Here is a 14,409-nt window from a genome sequence, read left to right as displayed (position 1 = left end):
CGCCATGCACCGCGGTCGGATGCCGCCTGGTTGGGACCAGGATCTGTCCGACGATTACGAGTGGATTCCGCTTCGGCTGCCGCCGGACGTGACCCGGGTCAGCGCTTCGATCCGGCTGTCGATCGAGGCCGAATACCGCGGGTGGGAGCTGACGCGGGTCCGGCTCTACAACGACGGCTCGCGGCGGGTGCTGCTGCGCCGAAAAAAGACACCGGCGGACCGGTTGGGTATCGCGGAGCAGCCCGCGCTGTGAGGCGCTGATGTACCGCGCGCTGCGGCGGGCGCTGTTTCTGGTCGCGCCCGAACGCATTCACACCTGGGTGTTCGCCCTGCTGCGCGGGATCACCCATCTGCGTCCGACGCGCCGGGCCCTGACGGCGTGGCTGGCGCCGCACGATCCGGTGCTGGCCAGCACGGTGTTCGGGGTGCGTTTCGCCGGCCCGCTCGGCCTGGCCGCGGGGTTCGACAAGAACGGAAGCGGGCTGCGCACCTGGGGTGCGCTGGGGTTCGGCTACGCCGAGGTCGGCACGGTGACCGCGCAGGCCCAGCCCGGCAACCCGGCGCCGCGGATGTTCCGGCTGCCCGAGGACCGCGCGCTGCTCAACCGGATGGGGTTCAACAATCACGGCGCCGGCGAGCTGGCGATGAAACTGGCCCGCCACGTTCCCGACGTGCCGATCGGGGTGAACATCGGCAAGACCAAGGCGACTCCGGCCGAGGACGCGGTCGACGATTACGCCGAAAGCGCCCGGCTGCTCGGGCCGTTGGCGTCGTATCTGGTGGTCAACGTCAGCTCGCCGAACACGCCCGGGCTGCGCGACCTGCAGGCGGTGGCCTCGCTGCGGCCGATCCTCGCGGCGGTGCAGGCGCAGACGTCGACGCCGGTGCTGGTGAAGATCGCACCGGACTTGTCCGATTCGGACGTCGACGAAATCGCCGACCTGGCAGTCGAATTGGGGTTGGCCGGCATTGTGGCCACCAACACCACGGTGTCGCGCGACGGGTTGCGCAGCTCCGGCGTCGACGAGCTGGGGCCCGGCGGCGTGTCGGGTCCGCCGGTGGCTCGCCGGGCCACCGAGGTGCTGCGCAGGCTCTACCGCCGCGTCGGTGACCGGCTGGTGCTCATCAGCGTCGGCGGGATCGAGACGGCCGACGACGCGTGGGAGCGCATTACTTCGGGCGCCTCGCTGCTGCAGGGCTACACCGGGTTCGTGTACGGCGGCGGGCTGTGGCCCAAGCGCATCCACGACGGCATCGCCGCGCGCCTGCACGACGGCGGCTTCGCGTCGCTGGCCGATGCCGTCGGCTCGGCTCTTAACCGCGAGCCTTTTGGCCGCGAGCAGACGTAGAAGGCCCCCTTTTCGGCTGAATTTGGGGCCTTCTACGTCTGCTCGCGGGTGGTGGTGGTGCGTGTGGTGGTGGGAAGGGCTACTTCTGTTCGTAGGTGCCGTGGATGACGGCGCGGGCGATCGCGTTCGAGAACAGGTTGAAGCCCAGGTAGGCCGGGGTGGCGTCGCCGTCGAGCTCGAGCTTTTCCACCTTGACCGCGTGCACGGCGATGAAGTAGCGGTGCACACCGTGTCCGGGCGGCGGGGCGGCGCCGAGGTAGCGCTTCAGGCCGGCGTCGTTGGCCAGGGTCAGCGCGTCACCGGGCAGTCCGCTGCCGTCGCCGACGCCGGCAGGCAGGTCGGTGACGGTGGCGGGCAGGTTGGCCACGGCCCAATGCCAGAAACCCGAGGCCGTGGGCGCGTCGGGGTCATAGACGGTGACGGCGAAGCTGCGCGTCTCTTCGGGGAAGCCCGACCAGCTCAGCTGCGGTGAGACGTCGGAGCCGCCGGCGCCCATGATTCCGCTCACCTGATCGTTGGCCAGCGGCTGGCCGTCGGTAACCGACTCGGAGGTCAGCGTGAACGACGGCAGCTCGGGCAGGAATTCGTAGGGGTTGTAGTCAAACGCCACGGGAGAACCCTTTCTTTGGTTGGAATCAGCAGTTCAGCAGGAAGTGCTCGAGTACGCGGGTACCGAACTTCAGCGCGTCAACGGGTACCCGCTCGTCGACGCCGTGGAACAACGATGCGAAATCCAGATCCGGCGGCAGCTTCAGCGGCGCGAACCCGAAGCAACGAATTCCCAAGCGCGCGAAGTGTTTTGCGTCGGTACCGCCCGAGAGCATGTAGGGCACGGTGCGGGCTTCGGGGTCGGCGGACAGCACCGCGGCGTTCATGGCCTCCAGGAGGGCGCCGTCGAAGGTGGTCTCGTATGACGGCAGGTTGGTGATCCACTCGCGGGTGACGTCGGGGCCGATGAGCTCGTCGACCTCGCGTTCGAAAGCGGCCATCCGACCCGGAAGCACCCGGCAATCCACCACCGCCTCGGCCGAGCCGGGGATGACGTTGGCCTTGTACCCGGCCTTGAGCATCGTCGGGTTGGCCGTGTCGCGCAGCGTCGCGCCGACGATCTTGGCGATCGGGCCGAGCTTGGCGATCGCACCCTCGATGTCGGGTGACGTGGTGTCGAACGTGTAGCCGGTTTCCTCGGCGACGGCCGACAGGAACTGCTCGACGGAGTCGGTCAGCACGATCGGGAACTGGTGGCGGCCCAGTTTGGCGACCGCCTCGGCGACGGCGGTGACGGCGTTGTCATCGTTGATCATCGAGCCGTGGCCCGCGCGCCCGCGGCCGGTCAGCCGCATCCACATCATCGCCTTCTCGGCGGTCTCGATCAGGTACAGCCGGCGTTCACCGCCGTCGCGGCGCGGGATGGTCAGCGAGAAGCCGCCGACCTCGCCGATGGCCTCGGTCACGCCGTCGAAGAGGTCGGGCCGGTTGTCGACCAACCACTTGCAGCCGTAGTTACCGCCGGCCTCCTCGTCGGAGACGAACGCGAAGACGATGTCGCGCGGGGGCACGATGCCCGAGCGTTTGAAGTGGCGGGCGACGGCGATCATCATCCCGCACATGTCCTTCATGTCGATCGCGCCGCGGCCCCACACGTAGCCGTTCTCGACCGCGCCGGAGAACGGGTGCACGCTCCAGTCGGCCGGTTCGGCGGGCACGACGTCGAGGTGGCCGTGCAGCATCAGGGCGCCGCGCGTGCGGTCGGCGCCCTCGAGCCGGGCGAACAGGTTGCCCCGCCCCGGTGCGCCTGCCTCGATGTATTCGGTCTGGTAGCCGACGTCCTGCAACTGCTGGGCCACCCAGTGGGCGCACTCGGCCTCACCCTTGGTGGTTTCCGGCTCACCCGTGTTGGAGGTGTCGAACCGGATCAGGGTGCTGACGATGTCAACTACTTCGGCTTCGGCTGGCGAGGGCGCGGACACGTCACCATTCGTACCATTGTGGTGATGGGTTGGGTTTGGGTCCGGCATCGGTGATCCGATAGCCTTAGCTGCCCAGAACTGGTCCGAGTGGCGGAATGGCAGACGCGCTAGCTTGAGGTGCTAGTGCCCTATTAACGGGCGTGGGGGTTCAAGTCCCCCCTCGGACACATCCGGCGACACGACTCAGGTCGGCCGTCGCCTTGACCCGTCGCAGGTAAGGGTTGTAGTCAAGACGCAAACCCAGGCTTGAATATACCTGCGCGCGTTCCGCCCCGGTTGCCTCACCAAGCACCGCTGCCAGTCCGCCCAACTCCTCGACCAATTCGCTGATCTGCGCGGCAGACATGGCGAGGGGTCTTTCGGCTCGTTCAAGGCGAGCCCTCAGCTCATCGCGCTCCGCGGTGCGGCGACGCAATGCAGCGGTCAAATCCTCAACGGCCACGCCAGACTCCACTGCGTTAACCAAAGCAGCGACCTTCCTATTCACCTCGCTGAGCTCGCGCTGCAAGGCGGCATAGCCAGTTCCAGCTGTCGGGTCCGCGTCCTGTCCGCGTGCGAGCTCATCCGGATCGGCCAGGGTGGCGATCCATCCGGCTCCGATCGGCAGGGCTACTTCATCCTCGGTACCCGTGTGCTGCGCAATCGCGTCGGCACCGCCGCGCGCCGAACTGCGGAACAGGTGACGATGGTCAGGCCAGCGGTCTTTTCGGAACTGCATGCGGCGGAACAGGATCGACGCCGACGTTGTAGATCCGCCAGTGGTCAACCGACAACCATGGCGGGTCATCCAGATCAGGGCAGCGCTGCACTGTCACGAAAATTGTCGATTGTGGGAGCACCACGCTCTCGGCGTAACGGATGAGCTCACCCGTGTCGGGGGGCAGTCGCAGGTGTGCGATATCGGGCGCAGCGTAGGAAGGCCGCGAATACAGGGCACGATCGGTGAGAAGTTCACGCACTGCGTCCACTTCGGCGCGACAGCCAGCCAAAACGTCCGGGACCACGAGCGCCGGCAGCTTGGTTTCGAGCTCTTCAGGGCTGCCCAGCATCAGCAGACGATGCAGATGCGCATAGAGCGTGACCAGGGGGCGATGCCCTTCAGCTTCGACGTGACGCCGGAAATCCTCAGCTTGCCCGGGCAGATAGTTTGCACCTTGTTCGCGGCGGCGAGCTAGCACCTTGATCGCTTCGACCGGCGTGTATACGTACACGTTCGGATACGTGATCTGCTGCACAGCCCGGTCACCGCTAATCAGCATCGCGGCGTCACCGTCCTGATATAGCGCTACCAGGAAGTCATCTTCTGAATCTGCGCAGATCCGAGGAATCTGCTCAGATCGGCGATCGTCCACCCACTCCGCCAAGAGGGTCACGCCGTCGACGTAGGCGTCGGCCTCATCCTGAGAGATTCTCTTCCGCAGGTGGGGACGCCCCAAAGTGTCGGACAGCTCGTCGATCAGCCCAGTGCAGGCGAGAACAGTGATCTCGCCCGATTGGGCTGCTGCGAGGAGAACTCCTGATGCACCCTGCGGTGAGCCGATGGCGGCAGACACCAGGACGTTGGTGTCCAGGACGACGCGGAGCATCTAACGTCAGCGGGTGCTGACGTTGTGGTGTGAACGACGTTCGGCCCGCATGGTCGCCATCTCGTCCTCGACGAACCTGTTCACCGCCGAATCGTCGACCGCCGCGGACAGATCTGCCGCGGGACTGTTTAGCGCTTCGTCGACGAGTTGATCGTCTGATGCGGGGCCGCCACCGCGGCGCGCCAAGAGACGCGTGCGTGCTGCATCCTTCTGCCGCCGGCCTGCGTCCATATATCTAGTTTAGCCCGCCATCCTGCCCATCACCGACGACAACAACACGACCATTGAACTTGCCGACCTCACCGTCGGGGTTGCCGGCGAATTCTCACCTTTCGAACAAACACACGGATTCAGCATCGGTGGTGTCGACCTCTCCACCGCTGCCTTACCCGAGGGTTGGAAACCGCCTGGTCGAAGTCCAGAACGCCAACACCGCCGCTCCTCCGGTCATCCCCAATTCATCGGTTTGCCTGGATAAAGAAGACCTGTGCGTCGCCAAACTCTGCGCATTCTGCCCCAAGGACCAGAACTTCGTTCAGGCGCTTCATCCAAGAGCATCTTGTGGACCCCGTCGTGATCACTGACCGATTAGGCACCGTCGACGCCCGCTGCACCTCAGCTATCGGGACGACCACCCGCTGGTTGGCGTACCAAATCGACGACGGGCCATCCTGAAGATCGACATCCCGCCTGAGATGTATGGCGCCAATCCCGAATCAACGCCCTCTGAAGAACCATCCAACCTACAGACGGTTAGGAACGATCCCCCGACATCGCCAACACTGCCGATTGCCGAGGCTAGCTGCCGGACACACGGCGAGCAAACTCGATGAGCAGCGTGAGGTCACTCGCCTTTCGGCCACGCCTTGCCTGGGGGCCAGGGGTCCGGGAGCCCGAAGAACTCTCCAGCAGACGGATCTGGAAGAGCCTCCGAAAGCTCGCCGTTATCAAGGGCGACGACATGTGCGGGGAATCCCAGCTCATCGGGTAGCCCATGAATGGGGCTCGGGTGCCGCCACAGCGTAACCTCAGCGCGCTGGACGTAATATGGCATGAGTTGGTTAACGAGCAGCACCCCAGACACATTGCGGTTCTGCCAATCGAGTGGCGTCCCGAAGTAGCCGTCGGCTTGCCGGATCGCGCGGGTGGGCGGCTCCCCATCTGAATTCGGGTCGAATTCGAAAGCAAGCTGCCCGTACATCGCATTACTGGCGTGCCACCGGTCGCTATCCATCATGTACGTGCCGATCGCGATGACGAATGGCGCGTCGAGGTCGCCGTACTCGTGATGCTTGGCAGCGAGGGCCTTGCGGATAGCGGGCGCGTCGTCGACCATGTTCACGCCCATATGCCCGTAGATCCCGATCGCTTGGCTGCCAGCTCGTAGCCCTCGGGCTTCGAGCTTCTTCGGCATTGCCTTGAGCCCGGCCTCCCAGCCATCCTCCCGCCAGTCATACCGCGGCGCAGCGTCGGCCGTCCATGGCGCGTCAGGATCGAGCCGGCGCAACCACTGTCCCAGTTCTGCTCGCAGGTGTGCCGCCTTGGGCGGCCGCGGCCCGTCCACAAAATGGTCAAGCCAAAGAATGAAATTCGGATCTTGGAGCCGATTCACCGTATCGAACAGAACCGCCCGACGTCTTGCCGCAGCCTTGGCCGCCGCGGTCGAACCAGGCGCAACCGCCTCGACGTAGAGCCGCTCATCGCCGCAGACGGCCAAAAAGTCGGGCTGGCGGTTCGTACCCGGCACCTCCGGATGAACCCGAATCTCGTAGCCGGCCCGCAGGAGCGACTCATGGAGGTACAGCTCCAAGTAAGCGCTGCGGAATTGCTCGTCGTCTCCCGATCGGAAGCGTTGGCACAGGTCGTTGTAGCTGATTTCATCGTTGATGCGGTCCATCCACTGCTGCATCAACGCACGCGGATGGTCCCAATAATCGCCCGCGATCCTATTCAGGAAGGCAAAGGTTGACTCCTGGAAGCCGGCCACCGACGTGTCGTCACGGTGAGCATCATCGAACAGCAGCTCGCGACTCTTGACCATGCACGTAGCGTGCCAGCAACCTCCGACAAGCCCGCGCCTCGGGCCCGTCCATATCAACTCATACCAACGGCCTCGACTCACCAACCGGCGAGCTACGAGCTCTGTCGGTCGCATCGGGCAGACTGATCGCGGACAGTGAGGTGAGTTTGGCATGCCAGTTTCAGAAGACTCCGGCGCGCGAGACCTGTCCTTGCCGCCGACCAACGAGCTGGGGTGGGAGCAATTCGAGGACTTCACCGAGGCCGTGCTGAGCGCACACCGGTTCGCCAACAGGTCAGGGCGACGCATCGCACGCGTCTCGCGATGGGGGCGCCGCGGCGACAAGCAAGATGGAATCGACTTCGAGGGCGAATGGCGTGACGGAACCACCTCCTCCTGGCAGTGCAAGGCTTACGACAGGCTCCAACCGGCGGACGTTCGAAGCGCAGTTCAAGCATGCAGCTTCGATGCCGACACCCATCACCTCGTCTACTCCGGGCTCGCCTCGCCAGCGGTAAGGCAGGAGATCCAGAAACACGCCGACTGGACGTTGATCGACCGACGCGACCTCAATCAGCTACTTGCAGATGTGCCTCTTCACCGTCGACGCGAGATCCTCGACTCAACATGGGACCGCACCACGCGCAAACGACTCCTCCGCATGCCGGGAGCCGACGCCTTCGAATCGGTGGACGCGCTCGGTGAAACACGTATCTGTCTTCCTGTACTGAATGACGCCGGCGCCATGGTCAATCGGACGGCCGAATTGCAAGCTCTTCATGCGGCTGTACGGGGAGACACTCGGATCATCCTGATATCGGCGCCCGGCGGAATGGGCAAGACTCGGCTCGCCGTCGAGGTGCTTCGTGACCTGCAGAACGAGAATCCAACCGTTCCCGTCCTGAGCCTCATCCCGGCGCACCCGCTAAGTGCCGATAGTCTCGACGAGCTGCCCCACTCGTCTGCAGTCCTTTTTGTCGATGATGGACATGAGCGACCAGACGCAGTGCATCGGTTGCTCGAATACATGCTGAGGAATGACCACACCAAACTCGTTGTCGCAGCGCGAAAGAACGGCGTCACGCCCCTCCTCGATACGTTCATGATGGCCGGCTTCCCGATCAGCGATGTCGCGACCATCGAATTGTCACCACTCAATCATCGCCACGCGTACGAGCTGATTAATTCCCTCGCCGAAGGACTCGACGTCCAGCTCACTTACGGAACGAAAGTAAATATTGCACGTTTAGCAGAAGAAGCGCCCTACCTCGGCGTGCTGGCCATCAACGCAATCCGAAACGGCACGCTAACCGGCAGCCTCAACCTCAGTACCGACCTTCGTTCGGCGGTGCGGTCCAGTTATCGCCAGTCCATCACCGCCGCGGTCAACGAATTCGACCCGGCGCTTGTCGAACGCTTCCTCGCTACGTGTGCCGCTACCGGTGGCGTCATAGACCTGAACAACACCGAAGCGCGAGCTGCCGTCAACGGGTTCTGCGGGTTGTCCGACGAGGAGTCGAATCGACTCTTGAGTGCGCTGATCCGGGCTGACGTCATGGTTAAGACCGAATCGATTTTGAGGCTGGTCCCTGACCTACTCGCAGACATGATGCTAGAGACCGAGAGTGTCACTGAATCACTCGGTCAGAGAACTGATTTCGTCCCCGAAGTGTGGCGCTCCCTATACCCGTTCTTCGGCGCACAACTACTCAGGCGCCTCACTGATCTGGACTGGCGACTCCGCCGCCAAGATCTTCCAGGGGTTGTCGACGGAATCTGGCAGACACTTCGAGACGAGATCGCTTCCACCGACGTGATTGGCCTACATGAAGCGGTACAACGCCTTGCCGCCCTGAGCTACACCCAGCCTCATGGGCTCATGCGCCTACTCGCGGAGGTTCGCAACCGCCTCGCTGACCTCGTCAGTTTGGGTGAGGTCCCGTCCCCCAAAAGGGGTCCGCTGACCGCAACCCATTTCGAACGGGAGGAGAGAAGGACACTGCGCCTGCGCGAACTGGCGGCCGCGGATGTGGAGACCGACATGGCACCCCTGCTCGCTCAGTGCGCACGTACAGCACCCGAACTACTCGAGCAGGCACTCGACGGACTATGGGCACTTCACCGCAAACTCGCACCTATTCCGGCCATGCGCCCCGACGCGGCAACGAACGCCATAGAAGTCTTGGCCGAACTCGGCAGGCTCCCCGACGAGACTGTGCCACAACGAATCATAGACCGCGTCAGAACCTGGCTCCCGACCTACGCACCGACACCGAAGGCATATCCGCTGTTCGCACTAAAGCCGCTCCTCAGCAAACAAGGCGAGACCGCCGGCCAGACCGCACCACGCGTTATCAGCTTCAATACCTATCTGATCAACGCCGATTGGGCGCGCCCGACGCGAGACGCAATACGCGAGATCCTCCTCGAATGCGCGACGAGCGACCAAATCGGACTAGCAGCCGAGGCCGTGCGCATACTGAAGTCCGCGCTGAGACCGCCTCAAGCCCTATACGGGTTCAACCCGACCGCCAAAGACCTCCAAGCATGGGACTCAGACGACCTAGCGACAATCAACACCTTGGCAACAATTACGGCCGAAACCACATCACCGGTTATCCGCCGACTGGTCCGCGAATCCGTATCTTGGCAAGCGCAGCACGCAAGTTGCCTTCAAATCCGTTGTTTAGCAATCGAAATCGCAACAATTCTCGACAACCACGGCGACGAGCTCGCAAATGCGCTTATGGGCTCACATCACTTCGGCCTACCGGATCGATACGGACAGACCGCACCGAGCATCGCAGACCTTGAAAGCGGTCTTGACGTGGGCACCTCAAGGCCTGATAACGGGGACATTGTCGACTACATCGACCGTGAGCGCGACGCGCTGCTAGCACGCTGCTGGGCCAATTTATGGCGAGTCGGAGACATCCCCGACGTGCTAGATCGCCTTGAGCACACGGTATTTGAAGTATCATTGGCGGACAGCAGTCAATCTGTGCCGTTCCTCTTCCTGGGAAGTTATCTCGCAACCAACTACGCCGAACAGTGTTGCGCAGTCGTTAAAAACATCGCTGCGCGGCCTCCAGGGCCTCTCGACGATCTTCTCGTCTACGCTCTAGCTGGCTGGAACGCATTCGACAAGAACGAGTTTGGTAACTGGCTGGACGATAGCCCACATCAACGCGACGCGGTTCGATCAGCAATCGGTGATGCGATCAACACCAACTCCTGGACCGACCTCGGCGGCCCCCATCTCGCCGCGTATTCCAGAGGTGTGCTGGACGCCGTCCCGGCAGTGCGCGCGAAATTTCACGCCGGCGCGCATCGCTTGCTCGCAGAAGACCCCGTGAGCACTACGCAGTCTCTCATCGCGACAGGTATTGATCAGGTAACGGCGACGCGCTTGATCGAGTCCGCCTGCAAATTCGGTAGAGCGGACTGGATACAGGAACTGGACGAATCCGCCATGACGGCGATCCTCGCTCTCGCAAGGCGTTCAGACCTGAGCGCCTACGGCGTGCAGGCAACCCTCGCGTGCATCGCACGACGCTTCCCACGCGAAGTACTGACCTTCCTGCTGACGTGTTGCCGCGAGGATGGCGAAGTCCTAGTGGACCGGTGCGGTGACTTTGCAGAAGCGTTCAACGGGCAGTCCGAAGCAGTGGCGAGGTGGGTCTTCGACCAAATAGCCTGCGAGACAGATGGAATCGGCGATGTTCTGAAGACTGCGGTGGGCGAAACGCTATACAGCGAAGTTGCGGACGCACTCGCTGTGAATATGGCACATCGCAACATCGACGAGATCCGCGGCATCCTTGAGGTATTCGGGCCACTTGAGTACTGGCCTCTCCACGCTCCCTTGCTGGCCGAAGAATTGATTACTCGGGCCAGGGAGGTCGACGCCTCTTATGTCGAAAACGTACTCGCGGCACTTCGCACTTCGTGCGAAGTGCGGATGATCACGTGGGTGAACGGCCGGTCCGAAGAGCTTGAACATCTCTTCGACCTCGCGAAGAAGCTTTCGGATGCGGAGTTCTTGGACACCGAGTTATGCACCATCTACAGGTCCTCGGCCGACGAGATCCGCCGAGAGATCGCAGAAATTGCGTCCCGCTATAACAACGACTACGACTAACAGCACAGGTGCCTGAGTCCACGGGGCATGCTCGCTGTGATACCAGTGCTGGCATCGCGAACAATCAGCCTGACAACGGTGGTCGCGGGTCGCATCTTTCCGAACCTTCCCAGCTGCATTTTAGGCGCCGACGACGCCCGATCGAGGCGGTGATGACAGGTCATTCTCAAATGGCGACTCGCCGGGAAACGCTCACCAGCTCCCGAGGCGCTGGTCACCGACTGAGTTGAAAGGTCTCAACTCGTGTCGCAGATGGCCAAGTCCCCCTCAGACACAATCTTGTTCGCTTGCTGTGTGGCAAATCCGCTCCAACATTGGCTTGAGCGGATTTTTATGTTTGCTGATGCCGGTTCCACTCCGACACGAACCCCCATAACAAACGTCTGCCGGACAAGCACCGCGACAAAGTGCTCACGACGGTGACCACCGAGGTCACACGCGATCAGGCCTGCCGATTAGCCAACAGATTTAAGAGCACCTTGCGCCGTATCACTCGTTGTATCTCGCGGCGAGATCTTCCGTCAGACCCCGAATCCTCCATCGGGTCTCTTTGCGCATGAACTCGTCGCTCTGGGCCTCTCGCCGGAGAGGTAGATGGCGCGAGGCCCCTTCCGACGATGACGATGCCGAGGAAATCGGAGAGGTTGTCACCGCCGTCCGCCGAGCGACTCCATCAGAACGTCAAGGAAATGTAGAGCCGGTGCATCGGCTCCCTCGGCGAGCATTGTCTGCCCAACCACTAATTCGAGACTTCGCCCACATCGTCGAACACATCACCGGTCAGTTCCTCGTCGCTCGAATCGTCATCTTCGCCCAGCTGCGTGTCGAATCGGCGCACAGCTTCGAAGTACTCCTCCACCTCCTGCGCCGAGAACAGACGCTGGTTCATCTCTGTCACGACGTAGCCGAGTTCTTCCCAAGCGCGGATATACGCCGGATCAAGGCCTGCCTCCTCTGCCACTCGATACAGTGCCGCCCAGTTCTGCGCTTCGGATTCCGGCCGCATTGGAACCGGCTCGTCAGAATTCGGATCAAAAAAGATGGGGTCCTCGGGACCCGGCTCGCGCCCAAACTTCGCAGTGAACGCGTCCAACTGGCCCTGCAGCGCATCGTGCATCTGTTTGCCCGCTTCGGACTCACGGCTCCAGGAAAGAGTCCGTCCGGTTTCCGTACGGTCCTGCTGCACGAATCGCGGATCCCCTTGACGCTCGAAGACCAGTCGGACATGAGCTTCGCGCCGCCGTTCAGCGGCAGCTTCGCGCCGCCGCAACTCCGCTTCGTGCTTTTTGGTCTGCCTGCTCTGGTTCGACTTGCGCTTCTTTGCCACCGGACCCCCGACTCGTCATCTGGCCACCGAAAGACCCCCACTTGTACGCGACCACGGACGCTCCGGTGAACCCGACACGTCGACGCCGACGGCCCATAGGGTTCTGCGAGCCGGCCACCTACGGTGTCTAGGCGTGCGCTGAGCGTATCCTAGGGAATGCCCTGAACTGCGGATTTGTTGAAGAAATGTCACGTTCCCGCTAAAATCTGGAGAATGACGGCCATGACCAGCACACCAGCGATGGCAATTCGCCGCGCCGCGCCGCGGTCATTTGTGCACGTCTCAGACCTACCTGGTAGCAATGAAGCCGCCCGCAAGGCAGCGTCGCGCGCTGTGGAGAGCGGCGACTTGGTCCGCGTACGACGTGGGCTCTATTTCAAGGCGCCCGGAGCTACCCGCTACGGACCGGTCAAGCCCCGCGTCGAAGAGATCGCTCGGGAGATTTTCCGTGGACCCCACTCTGGCTTCGGACCCGCCGGTTATTCCGCGGCGCGCGGTCTCGGGCTCACGACCCAAGTGCCCGCCAAGTTCGAGGCGGCAGCGTTGCGCAAAGCAGACCCGCCCGTTCCTGGCGTCGTGCTACATGTGCGCAGTAATCCGGCTAGGGCTGCACTCAACGAACAGGAGATCGCAGTTTTGGAAGTTCTCCGCTCACCCGAACACTTCGTCGACGGCGGCATGACGATGCTTGCCCGCAAGGTCAGCGAACTGGCCGCCGCTAAAGCAGTGCGACTGCGCGCCCTCGGCAAGGCGGTTGCCGGAGAGACAGGACCGGTGAAGGCTAACCACGCACGACTGGTCACTGCACTTAGCTCGGTGGCGTAACGCGCGAGCTGTGACATCACCGCGCCTGCGCGAAAGCCTCAATGATCTCGATGCCCTGCTGGGGCGAGCGGCCGATGCGTTGAATCGACCGTTCGCATTCCTTGAGAAAGACTTCTGGGCGATGGAGGTTCTTCGCATTGCGGCGCGCGATCGCCCCATCACTCTAAGAGACGGCACAACGGGAACCGTGCGAACTGTCTTCAAAGGCGGGACCAGCCTAAGCCGGGTCTACGGTCTCATCGATCGATTCTCCGAGGACATCGATCTGCTCGCGATCTTCCCGGATGTGGGCGGCGGACCCAGCGAGAACCAACGTGACAAGCTCCTCAAGGTGATCCAGGCTGAGGTTCATAACCACCTCGGCACCGACGTCGTCCGCGAGCAACTTCTACGCTCAACCCGGGGTGTGAAGCGAGATATCAAGTACCACTACCCGATACGCGAGGCAGCGCACACCGCGCTATCGGAAGGCGTGACACTAGAAATGGGGTCGCGTGGAGGCGCAGAGCCGGCAGAGCAGCACCATCTTCGATCGATCGTCGCAGACTATGCCATTACAGAACTAGGGGAATCAGACGATCAGTGGGTAGAGTTCGCAACATTCGACGTGAATGTCCTTGGGGCAGAACGAACTCTTTTCGAGAAGCTCGCGGCTGTCCACACGATAGCTTCAGGCGCCGCTGCCGCCGCGCCCGCTGGTTGGGGCCGTCATCTCCATGACATCTATTGGCTCCTCAAATCCGAGGCCGTCCTTGCAAAACTTGCCGCACTCGGCCCTGAGGGCCGCGATCAACTCGTCGACGACATTGAACAGCGCAGTGCCGCCGCCAACTGGCCCAGCGCCCCACGGCCAGCCGAGGGGTACGCGTTGAGCCCGGCATTCGATAGCGCCGCACCAGGTGCAGCGAAAGTGGTCGAAGCCTACGAGAGCGTCACGGATTTGATGTACGGCCCGGTGGTCCCGATTGACGAGTGCAGGCAATCAGTCCACCAATGGGCGGAATACATCTAAAACGCGACCGCTTACCTTGAGCAGATCTGCGGGTAACTCCCGCCACCAGGTGGCCTCCAGCGCGCACTCCGACAGATCATGTCGGAGACTCGCTGTTCAGACGCTCGGTTGAAAGGTCGCAACCCGTGTCGTGGGGGTTCAAGTGCCCCTTCGCCCACACATGTGATGAGTCGGGTCAT

Annotated in this window: 12 protein-coding genes and 1 tRNA gene; 6 read left to right on the top strand and 7 right to left on the bottom strand. The window is 62.7% G+C overall.

Annotated features, from left to right (window positions below; translation table 11 throughout):
- Window positions 1-4 precede the first annotated feature (4 nt).
- Window positions 5-253, top strand: coding sequence for a DUF5703 family protein (locus ABQE93_RS22640; RefSeq protein WP_448410838.1), 249 nt, complete (start codon window positions 5-7; stop codon window positions 251-253).
- A 7-nt stretch (window positions 254-260) separates the two neighbouring features.
- Window positions 261-1,349 carry a quinone-dependent dihydroorotate dehydrogenase gene (locus ABQE93_RS22635; RefSeq protein ID WP_448410684.1) on the top strand — a complete coding sequence of 363 codons (1,089 nt, stop codon included), beginning with the start codon at window positions 261-263 and terminating at the stop codon, window positions 1,347-1,349.
- Between the two features lie 79 nt (window positions 1,350-1,428).
- On the opposite strand, the gene ABQE93_RS22630 is transcribed toward ABQE93_RS22635, so the two are convergent.
- The gene (locus ABQE93_RS22630) at window positions 1,429-1,959 is read right to left on the bottom strand and encodes a YbhB/YbcL family Raf kinase inhibitor-like protein (RefSeq protein WP_448410683.1); all 531 of its coding nucleotides are present in this window, start codon (window positions 1,957-1,959) and stop codon (window positions 1,429-1,431) included.
- Window positions 1,960-1,984: 25 nt separating this feature from the next.
- Window positions 1,985-3,367 (bottom strand): M20/M25/M40 family metallo-hydrolase, encoded by a 1,383-nt coding sequence (locus tag ABQE93_RS22625; RefSeq protein ID WP_448410682.1) that lies wholly within the window; start codon window positions 3,365-3,367, stop codon window positions 1,985-1,987.
- A gap of 33 nt (window positions 3,368-3,400) precedes the next feature.
- Here ABQE93_RS22625 and ABQE93_RS22620 point away from each other — a divergent pair.
- A tRNA-Leu gene (locus ABQE93_RS22620) sits at window positions 3,401-3,486 on the top strand.
- On the opposite strand, the gene ABQE93_RS22615 is transcribed toward ABQE93_RS22620, so the two are convergent.
- The 4 genes from ABQE93_RS22615 to ABQE93_RS22600 all read right to left on the bottom strand — a co-directional run bounded on the left by ABQE93_RS22615 (window position 3,468) and on the right by ABQE93_RS22600 (window position 6,946).
- Window positions 3,468-4,037: a hypothetical protein gene (locus ABQE93_RS22615; RefSeq protein WP_448410681.1), complete on the bottom strand. Its 570-nt coding sequence runs from the start codon at window positions 4,035-4,037 to the stop codon at window positions 3,468-3,470. The genes ABQE93_RS22620 and ABQE93_RS22615 overlap by 19 nt on opposite strands.
- Entirely contained in the window at window positions 4,009-4,905 is an 897-nt protein-coding gene (locus tag ABQE93_RS22610; RefSeq protein ID WP_448410680.1) for a putative toxin-antitoxin system toxin component, PIN family, read from the bottom strand. The genes ABQE93_RS22615 and ABQE93_RS22610 overlap by 29 nt, the downstream gene beginning before the upstream one ends.
- A gap of 6 nt (window positions 4,906-4,911) precedes the next feature.
- Window positions 4,912-5,136 carry a hypothetical protein gene (locus tag ABQE93_RS22605; protein WP_448410679.1) on the bottom strand — a complete coding sequence of 75 codons (225 nt, stop codon included), beginning with the start codon at window positions 5,134-5,136 and terminating at the stop codon, window positions 4,912-4,914.
- A gap of 613 nt (window positions 5,137-5,749) precedes the next feature.
- Window positions 5,750-6,946: a hypothetical protein gene (locus tag ABQE93_RS22600; RefSeq protein ID WP_448410678.1), complete on the bottom strand. Its 1,197-nt coding sequence runs from the start codon at window positions 6,944-6,946 to the stop codon at window positions 5,750-5,752.
- A gap of 151 nt (window positions 6,947-7,097) precedes the next feature.
- Between ABQE93_RS22600 and ABQE93_RS22595 the strand changes: the two genes are divergently transcribed.
- Complete coding sequence (locus ABQE93_RS22595; RefSeq protein ID WP_448410677.1) at window positions 7,098-11,066, top strand: ATP-binding protein; 3,969 nt, start codon at window positions 7,098-7,100, stop codon at window positions 11,064-11,066.
- 739 nt (window positions 11,067-11,805) lie between these two features.
- Here the strand turns inward: ABQE93_RS22595 and ABQE93_RS22590 are convergent.
- Window positions 11,806-12,393 (bottom strand): hypothetical protein, encoded by a 588-nt coding sequence (locus ABQE93_RS22590; protein ID WP_448410676.1) that lies wholly within the window; start codon window positions 12,391-12,393, stop codon window positions 11,806-11,808.
- A gap of 213 nt (window positions 12,394-12,606) precedes the next feature.
- Here ABQE93_RS22590 and ABQE93_RS22585 point away from each other — a divergent pair, with 213 nt between their 5' ends.
- Window positions 12,607-13,218: a DUF6088 family protein gene (locus ABQE93_RS22585; protein WP_448410675.1), complete on the top strand. Its 612-nt coding sequence runs from the start codon at window positions 12,607-12,609 to the stop codon at window positions 13,216-13,218.
- A 10-nt stretch (window positions 13,219-13,228) separates the two neighbouring features.
- Window positions 13,229-14,230: a nucleotidyl transferase AbiEii/AbiGii toxin family protein gene (locus tag ABQE93_RS22580; RefSeq protein WP_448410674.1), complete on the top strand. Its 1,002-nt coding sequence runs from the start codon at window positions 13,229-13,231 to the stop codon at window positions 14,228-14,230.
- Window positions 14,231-14,409: the final 179 nt, after the last annotated feature.

Source organism: Mycolicibacterium sp. XJ662 (assembly GCF_053484035.1).
The sequence above is the reverse complement of the archived record's forward strand: the minus strand, read 5'-3'. Positions and strand labels throughout refer to the sequence as shown.

What these genes read in the sequence shown, in the direction of transcription:
- ABQE93_RS22615 (WP_448410681.1), bottom strand. Translation starts at nt 4,037, where the DNA reads ATGCAGTTCCGAAAAGACCGCTGGCCTGACCATCGTCACCTGTTCCGC.
- ABQE93_RS22600 (WP_448410678.1), bottom strand. Translation starts at nt 6,946, where the DNA reads ATGGTCAAGAGTCGCGAGCTGCTGTTCGATGATGCTCACCGTGACGAC.
- ABQE93_RS22640 (WP_448410838.1), top strand. Translation starts at nt 5, where the DNA reads ATGCACCGCGGTCGGATGCCGCCTGGTTGGGACCAGGATCTGTCCGAC.
- ABQE93_RS22605 (WP_448410679.1), bottom strand. Translation starts at nt 5,136, where the DNA reads ATGGACGCAGGCCGGCGGCAGAAGGATGCAGCACGCACGCGTCTCTTG.
- ABQE93_RS22585 (WP_448410675.1), top strand. Translation starts at nt 12,607, where the DNA reads ATGACGGCCATGACCAGCACACCAGCGATGGCAATTCGCCGCGCCGCG.
- ABQE93_RS22635 (WP_448410684.1), top strand. Translation starts at nt 261, where the DNA reads ATGTACCGCGCGCTGCGGCGGGCGCTGTTTCTGGTCGCGCCCGAACGC.
- ABQE93_RS22610 (WP_448410680.1), bottom strand. Translation starts at nt 4,905, where the DNA reads ATGCTCCGCGTCGTCCTGGACACCAACGTCCTGGTGTCTGCCGCCATC.
- ABQE93_RS22595 (WP_448410677.1), top strand. Translation starts at nt 7,098, where the DNA reads ATGCCAGTTTCAGAAGACTCCGGCGCGCGAGACCTGTCCTTGCCGCCG.
- ABQE93_RS22625 (WP_448410682.1), bottom strand. Translation starts at nt 3,367, where the DNA reads ATGCCGGACCCAAACCCAACCCATCACCACAATGGTACGAATGGTGAC.